The sequence below is a fragment of the Rhodoferax sp. LB1P47 genome (assembly GCF_056521445.1).
In genome coordinates, this window is record NZ_JBWMAU010000006.1 from 188,726 (window position 1) to 195,420 (window position 6,695).

A 6,695-nucleotide genomic window follows, 5' to 3' on the forward strand; every position below is an offset into this window, starting at 1 on the left:
TGATTGCCCCAATGACATAGCTGCGGGGGCTTCGCTGGTGGCCTGTGCGCTTCGCTCTGCTGCCCGCTCTGCCTTCAGTCTTGCCCTCTTAGCCCTGTCGCGGTCCTTCTGGGCCTGCACGGCCAGCTTGGGGGCCTGCCGTTGTTGCCCTGGCAGAGCCGGGCGGGATGTTGTCTGGATGTCTGCCATAGGGCCTTGTGGTTACTTGATTACTTTGGTGGTAGCCAGCCGCGCCGTTTCGTCCCGGTACTGCTGGCCTTTGACGGTGCCGTAAGCGCCCGCAGCACTGGCCCCCAGTTGGAGACCTGCTGCTAGGTAGTTAGGCTGCTGGATGGACTTGAGCTGCGCATTGGTGCGCTGGTTGGTCGCCATGCTGGCAAAGCGGTTCTCGCCCTGCGCGGTCATTGCGTTGCCCTGGATGGTGGCTAGGTTCTCCCCCGTCTGGAGGCCCGCCACGGTGCGTGCGCGGTCTGCGGTGTTGCCTCCACCGAACTCCCCCGTGAGGGTGTCGAACAGGGAGGTGTCCTTAGCGGCCTGCTGGGCGTGCTCGTTCATTTCGCCTGCGGATGCCTCGGCCATCTGGTCACTCTGCCGGGCAAGGTCCATCTGGGCTAGACCGTTGGCCTCCTTGGCGGCATCCGCCTGGGTGTTGGCGGACTTCCGCTGGGCATCCACAGAGGCTGCGGTGGAGGCTGCTGTTGCTGCGAGTGTCATATAGGCCAAGACTGTGGGCGTTATCACATCACACATAGTAGAGAAACCCCACTCGCATAGCGGCCACAGCCCACATGGCATAGGAAAAGATGCGTAGGCATTTGGTGGCACGCACTGAAAGGCAGGGGCGAAGCCGTGAGCTTTGAGAGGCTGGGCGGGGTGTGAATTGAGTGTCTGCCATGATTTTCTGTGTGTAGTGAATGAATAGGGAACGGGAATGGCGTAGCCATAGGGATTGCCTGCCGTAGGCCCCTTGAGGGACACAGCAAGCGCCTGGGAGTGGTGAAGACCACGGGGCAGGCAGTGCGCCACCTTGCAGGGATGGACCTTCACCCCTCTACGGGGGTAAGACCTCCTGCTGTGGAGCAATGGAATCAGTGGAGAGCAAGGCCCCTTAAGGTGGTCCAGTAGGTCACCTGTGATTACAGGGGCTGGCACTGGTTGCACCACGGTGGCCTTGGGGTGGTTGACCTTGATTGGATATTCCAATGTCATCACCAAAGACAGGCCACCTTGAGATTCCCCCGTAGGTCACCTGTGCCACAGGGTCAACTACGGCAGTACCTCAAGGGACCTTACAGTGGTAGACCTTGTTTGATTCAATCAATGGTCATACACAGTGGGCCTTAAGGAATCAGGAAGGTCACCCTTCTTTAGGTTGCGGTTTTGAATCCACCCACCCGCTACATCAGCCCACGCGCCTTGAGTTCCGCATGGTAGGGAGCATCAAGGGCCTCTTGCTCTTGCCGAATGGTCAGCCTTTGGGGCACGGTGGGCATCCCTGCAATGAACCCCGTAAGGGCCTTGGAGAGCACACGGGCACATGCTGCATAGGCTTCATTGCTACGCTGGGCATATCGGCCTGTGGTGGCCTCCTTGACCCCCTCCACGGTCACCGCTGGGCAGCGTTGGAGGATGTGGAACAAGGTGCTACGGGACAGGGACCGGGTGGCGGTGTCCCCTGCTGTCTTTAGGGCCAGTACCCCGCTGAATAGGTCATCAATGGCGGGGTGGGCTGTGCATAGCTCCGAAGCCGTGGAGTAAGGAGCCAGGAAGGCCCGCACAGGGGCGTTGTCGTGGGTCTTGGGCTTGTTATTGCTCACGCCGCAACACCTCCCACCACAGGCAGTGGCGAAGCTACAGGCAGTGGCTGCGCCACAGGCAGGTACTTGGAGGCATCCACCCGGCCCCCATAGGCTGGGGCAAGCATTGCCATCAATTTATCCCTGCGCGTTATGCCCGCCTGAATGAACGCCTGCGCCGTCTCATAGCAAGATGCATGGAGAGCTTCATGGCGAGGTCTTCCATATCAAGGAAGTAGGCGCGGACCTCCTCCCCCTGCGGTGTGTTGGCCTGCATGGCGAGGTGGGCGGCAATGTCCCGGCTCAGTGTGTACTGCTTGGCGGGCTTGCCCGGTTTGCTGGAATCCTCAAACGCGCTTATTTCCGCGTTTAGGTCCTTGGCCTCAAATACAGGAATCTCTGTATTTAGGCGCTGCCCACGCAACAGGGGTTTGATGTACTGGTCTGCCCAAGCATTGAACCGCCCATGTGGCTTGCCAATCTTGGCCCACAGCTTACGGGCATCCACACAGGGGGCCTTACGGTCATCCATGAGGGGCAACGTGCGGCGCACTGCAATGATGCGCTTGGCCTGCGCCTGGGTGAACCCCACAGTAACCATAAGGGCCGTGGGGGCCGTGTTGATGGTCTTATGGAGGGATGAGCCTGTGCGCTTGGCTGCGCGGCTAACGGTGCGTTGTGTCATTGGATTTTCTTTAAGTTGATTCCCTTCCGTCCAAGTCCCTCCATACACAGCCCCAGTCGGGGCAATGACACCCATAGCCGTGTATGGCAAGGGCGGGAAGGAATCAGCGTAAAGAGACTGGGTGGGGTGCTAGCGCGGTGGCTGAACGCAGTGGCTAACGGGGATGAACAGGCGGGAACTGCTGGGAGACAGTTAGCGCCTGGGGGCCGCTGGGTGGCGGTGGGGCTGTGGTTTAGCTAGGGTCAGGGTTTAGGTGGCCCGTGCAGTGGCCCTAAAGGGTCTTTAGATTCACCTGTGGGGGCGCGGGTCCGGTTTTAGATTCGGGCTCTATAGGGGGCCAGCCGGGTCCAAGCAAGAAACCCGTTGATTCATAGAGCGATAGCACCGTGTGCATGCCTGCCGTTTTCACTATGATTTAGATAGCTGAATTGGCGCAGTGGGCAGGGCAACTTCACTGCGGCAGGGCCGCTCAGGGGGAGAATCACGGCCCTGGCGGTGGCCTAAAGGGGCCGATGATCCTGGCACGCATGGAGACCGAGTAGCCCGACACGAGGATCAAGGTTTCCCGCTTGGGTAGCTTGAAGATTTCAATGGTCCGCGTGGAGTTGTTCGGGCCTGCAATCTGAGCTGTTCCCGAAAACTCGGGAGCGGCTTTCCCCAGCTCCACCAGCATGTTCCGAATGTCCACCATCACATGGTCGTGGCGTTTCCCAGTCAGCTCCGCGATTTCCCGGCTGGTCATCACTGTGAGCGCCTCTGCGCGGCTGGCTGCGCCACTCACTGCGTGATTGGTCATGGTCTGGGTGTCAATTTCACCAGTGGGGTTGGTGAGGGTGGGGGATGCCAGGACCTTGGCGCGGTAACCAATTGGTCGTTACTGCGTAACTGGTCATACGCCCGGATTACCTGGAGGTGGAACTTGGCGCTTATCCACATGGCGTAGGCGTAGACCAGCTCCTTGACTACGAAGGTCCCACCGTAGCGGCCCTTGCGGTGGACCTCCAGGGGCTTAGGGCTGTAGACCTCCCGGCCAGTGCATCCACAAAAAACAGGTGCAGACAGGCGCACGCTGCTGGGCGGCCTTGGACGCTACTGGCGTAGCTGGGGCTAGCTATGGTTTACGCATCCCCCATATTCCGAATCCCGATAACCGTAGCCCGGCTGACCTTGAACTGTGCGGCCATGCTGGTGACAGTGGCCCCACCCTCAAGGGCCTTACGGATGGCCGCACGGTCTGCTTCTGTGGTCTTGGCGGGCCTGCCCATGTGCTTACCTTCTGCCCTTGCTCTAGCCTGCCCTGCCTGGGTGCGTTCAATAATCAGTTCCCGTTCAAAGTCAGCCACTGCGGCCAGCATCTTGACCATGAGAGCACCCGCTGAGGATGTAAGGTCCAGGTTCCCCAGTTGCAAGACAACCAGCCGCACGCCCTTGGACAGGAATAGCTCCACGGTCTGCTGTACGTCGATGGAGTCCCGGCCTATGCGGTCCAGCTTTGTGACTATGAGCGTATCACCCGCCTCTATGCGGCGCATGAGGTCTTGAAAGCCCACCCGCTGGGATACAGGCACAGAGCCAGATATGGTTTCCTCCACGTACCTGTGGGGCTCTACGGTGTAGCCCGCCTGGGCTATCTGCTCCCGCTGGTTCTCTGTGAGCTGGGAGACTGTGGAGACACGGGCATAGGCAAAGACACGGGACATAGGGCAACCTCGAGGTGTTGAAAAGTGCCGTCAGTATGTCACCGACTGTTATCAACTGTCAAGGCTATCTTGTTAACAGTCTGCCGTGGGGTGTCGATAAGTGGTCACTTTTTGACAGAGCGGGCTGGGGCACTTCCAACTACGGGGATTCGTGTAGTTAAGCAGTGTCCAGATATGAACAGTGCAGCGCCGTGCATCCTGAATCCCGGTTCAGGGGCCTACGGGAATCTGCGTATGCCCCAGAAACACCAAAGGGCCATCCCGGCCCCTTGCAAGCCCCCCCCCCCCCACGGGGCCTATGGTTTGCCCTTGAGGGCTGCGCCTACTCTGCGCTGTGCGCCTGCTGGTTGCTCCTGGTTGCCTGCCGTGCCTCACGAAAGAATGCGAACTCCACCCGCCAACAGTGCAGAAATAAGGACCATCGACATTGCAGCCACGAGACCTCTACGGCGCGATGTAAGGCAGTGGAACACCTCAAGATTCCAGCTGCCTGCCTCCAAAAAAAGCCAGCCGGGGGCCGCATGGTAGGCCGCTAGGTGACCCTTGGGGCGGATGCCATACATGCGGTGGGAGAGGACAAAATCAAGTATCGGAGTCTTCATAGCCTAGTCTTTTAAGTGCAGATATTGCAGGGCACTGGATGCACCCTGAGTTGCGGACTGTACACGTAAAAACTATAGCTACAGAGCAATAACCCATATATATAAACGCTTGTTTTTATGGAATCATTCCGCATCAGCAATCAATGCGAATATGGAATGATTGAGGGCGGGGAATGAACGGGTCAGCGCAGGCCGCAGGCGGGCCACCTTCTGCCCTTCCAGGACCCGCCATAGGAACCCGTGGGGGGCATGGGGGGAAGTGGCCGCGCAGTGCTTATTAAATACCCCCAGACATTTTTTCAATGGAAATAAGGGGCGGGCTGTGGCCTAGAATCGTTACTGCATAACGGATTAAATAACGATGACACTCAACAAAGCCCCTGCTCTCAGCAACGCGCAGCGACAAGCGGCCTACCGTGCAAAGCACCTCAAGAGCCTTGAGGGCCAAGCAGCACGCCTAGGGCTGGTGGTAGACCAGTCTGCAAAGCTGGCCTTAGAGCGCCTTGCGGTGCATCACGGGGTAACTCAGCGGGCGATGTTGGCGCTGCTGGTTATGCAGGCTCAGGCGGTGGTCTTGGATGGCTTGGATTCAACAGGTCAGGCGGGCTACTACGACAAGCAGCCGCGCAGGGATGTGCAGCCTGTAGGGCCTGTTACTGCATAACGGTTGGCAAGGGTGCAGGCAGGCGCTTGCAGGGCCACCAAGGGCCATTTAGGGGTACTCTAGGCCCGCCTGGGTATCTCCACAGGCATCACCAGCTTCTTAATCTGGTGCAGCTTCTTGGCGAACGGTTCCGGCCCAAAGATGTAATGCTTGTCCTGAATCACCGTAGTGGTTCCATCGCTGTGCCCGGTGATCTCCTTCGAGATTACGTCTTGATTGCGGCACTGGGTTATGAAGGTCTTCCGCAGGGTATATGCGCCGGTCACCAATTCGCTGGGGGGCGCATCGGGGGCATAGACCCCGCACACGTCGAGCAGGTCGGTAAACAGTGGGCCGTTGGCCGTGTAGGTATTGCCCGCCTTTATCCGCCACGAGGGAAATAGCCTATCCATCCCCCGCTCTTTGAGCTGCTGCACATACTCAGGAAAGCCTAGCCGGACTAGCTCTGGATGGAATGGGATTCGCCGCGCCTCTCCAGTCTTAATACTCTTGACCACGCCCACGCCAGCCGGGCTTTGTGCATTGAAGTCCACAAACCAGTGGCCCTCCTCTTGTCCGTAGTCAACTTGCGGATTGGTCTGGCACAGTTCACGGGGCCGCGCCCCTGTAAACAGGAGCACCACGGCAAACCAGTAAAGCGCCTCCTGTGCGGGGTCTTTGGCGATGGCCGCAAACTCTGGCCCTTGGTACACAGCGCGTAGCTCATGCTCAAAAAGGGCACGCTGCTGGCTCTCATCGGCTTGGCGGGTTCCAGAATACTCGATGTCTTCTACTGAGCGGTGGGGAAACCCATCGTCCCCGTGGTCCCGCAGCGCCACCCTTAGAAATACCTTCAGGGGTGCGCGATAGTTGTCCACAAAGGTACTCGGGGCCATGCGCTGCGCAGAGTTACGGGCGAGAAGTTCAGCAACCGACGTGCCTCGATCATGGATGCGTGCCCACTCAGCGGGGAGCCTGCAAATGTCCCGCAGGAACCCCGTAACTAGGGGCTGCTTCAAGTCCTTAACCGGGAGGCCCCTGCCCACCATCTCCCCGAACAATTGCAGGCATCGCCGCACCTTGCGGGTGTAGTGCGTCTCCTTCAAGCTTTCGGTGTACTCGTCTATGACTTTGCCCAATAAGAGGGGGATTACTGCGGGGGCCTGAGGGACCACAGGCGCAGCGACTACAGGAGCGGGCGGGGTAGGTATGACTTCGCCTAGGTCACGCTCCACGCGCCCTCTATGGGCCTTGCGCAGTTCCTCAAGG

The 6,695-nt window shown here is 59.2% G+C and carries 8 protein-coding genes; 1 reads left to right on the forward strand and 7 read right to left on the reverse strand.

What is annotated here, in order from left to right:
* Positions 1-201: 201 nt before the first annotated feature.
* From AC0969_RS09770 to AC0969_RS09795, 6 genes are all read right to left on the reverse strand, one after another.
* Positions 202-1,209: a virion core protein, T7 gp14 family gene (locus tag AC0969_RS09770; RefSeq protein WP_479623959.1), complete on the reverse strand. Its 1,008-nt coding sequence runs from the start codon at positions 1,207-1,209 to the stop codon at positions 202-204.
* A gap of 188 nt (positions 1,210-1,397) precedes the next feature.
* The gene (locus tag AC0969_RS09775) at positions 1,398-1,817 is read right to left on the reverse strand and encodes a hypothetical protein (RefSeq protein ID WP_479623945.1); all 420 of its coding nucleotides are present in this window, start codon (positions 1,815-1,817) and stop codon (positions 1,398-1,400) included.
* Between the two features lie 130 nt (positions 1,818-1,947).
* Positions 1,948-2,481: an antA/AntB antirepressor family protein gene (locus tag AC0969_RS09780; protein ID WP_479623946.1), complete on the reverse strand. Its 534-nt coding sequence runs from the start codon at positions 2,479-2,481 to the stop codon at positions 1,948-1,950.
* Between the two features lie 481 nt (positions 2,482-2,962).
* The gene (locus AC0969_RS09785; protein WP_479623947.1) at positions 2,963-3,277 is read right to left on the reverse strand and encodes a Rha family transcriptional regulator; all 315 of its coding nucleotides are present in this window, start codon (positions 3,275-3,277) and stop codon (positions 2,963-2,965) included.
* Positions 3,274-3,549: a KilA-N domain-containing protein gene (locus tag AC0969_RS09790; RefSeq protein WP_479623948.1), complete on the reverse strand. Its 276-nt coding sequence runs from the start codon at positions 3,547-3,549 to the stop codon at positions 3,274-3,276. The genes AC0969_RS09785 and AC0969_RS09790 overlap by 4 nt, the downstream gene beginning before the upstream one ends.
* A gap of 50 nt (positions 3,550-3,599) precedes the next feature.
* Positions 3,600-4,181, reverse strand: a complete 582-nt coding sequence (locus AC0969_RS09795) for a recombinase family protein (protein ID WP_479623949.1) — start codon at positions 4,179-4,181, stop codon at positions 3,600-3,602.
* A gap of 963 nt (positions 4,182-5,144) precedes the next feature.
* Between AC0969_RS09795 and AC0969_RS09800 the strand changes: the two genes are divergently transcribed.
* On the forward strand, positions 5,145-5,447 hold the full coding sequence (locus tag AC0969_RS09800; protein WP_479623950.1) for a hypothetical protein: 303 nt from the start codon (positions 5,145-5,147) through the stop codon (positions 5,445-5,447).
* Positions 5,448-5,506: 59 nt separating this feature from the next.
* Here AC0969_RS09800 and AC0969_RS09805 read toward each other — a convergent pair.
* Positions 5,507-6,695: site-specific integrase (locus tag AC0969_RS09805; RefSeq protein WP_479623951.1), on the reverse strand; the 1,189-nt coding region annotated here is incomplete at its 5' end.

Excerpts from the sequence above, each read along its gene's own strand:
- AC0969_RS09800 (WP_479623950.1), top strand. The coding sequence starts at position 5,145 with ATGACACTCAACAAAGCCCCTGCTCTCAGCAACGCGCAGCGACAAGCG.
- AC0969_RS09785 (WP_479623947.1), bottom strand. The coding sequence starts at position 3,277 with ATGACCAATCACGCAGTGAGTGGCGCAGCCAGCCGCGCAGAGGCGCTC.
- AC0969_RS09795 (WP_479623949.1), bottom strand. The coding sequence starts at position 4,181 with ATGTCCCGTGTCTTTGCCTATGCCCGTGTCTCCACAGTCTCCCAGCTC.
- AC0969_RS09770 (WP_479623959.1), bottom strand. The coding sequence starts at position 1,209 with ATGACATTGGAATATCCAATCAAGGTCAACCACCCCAAGGCCACCGTG.
- AC0969_RS09780 (WP_479623946.1), bottom strand. The coding sequence starts at position 2,481 with ATGACACAACGCACCGTTAGCCGCGCAGCCAAGCGCACAGGCTCATCC.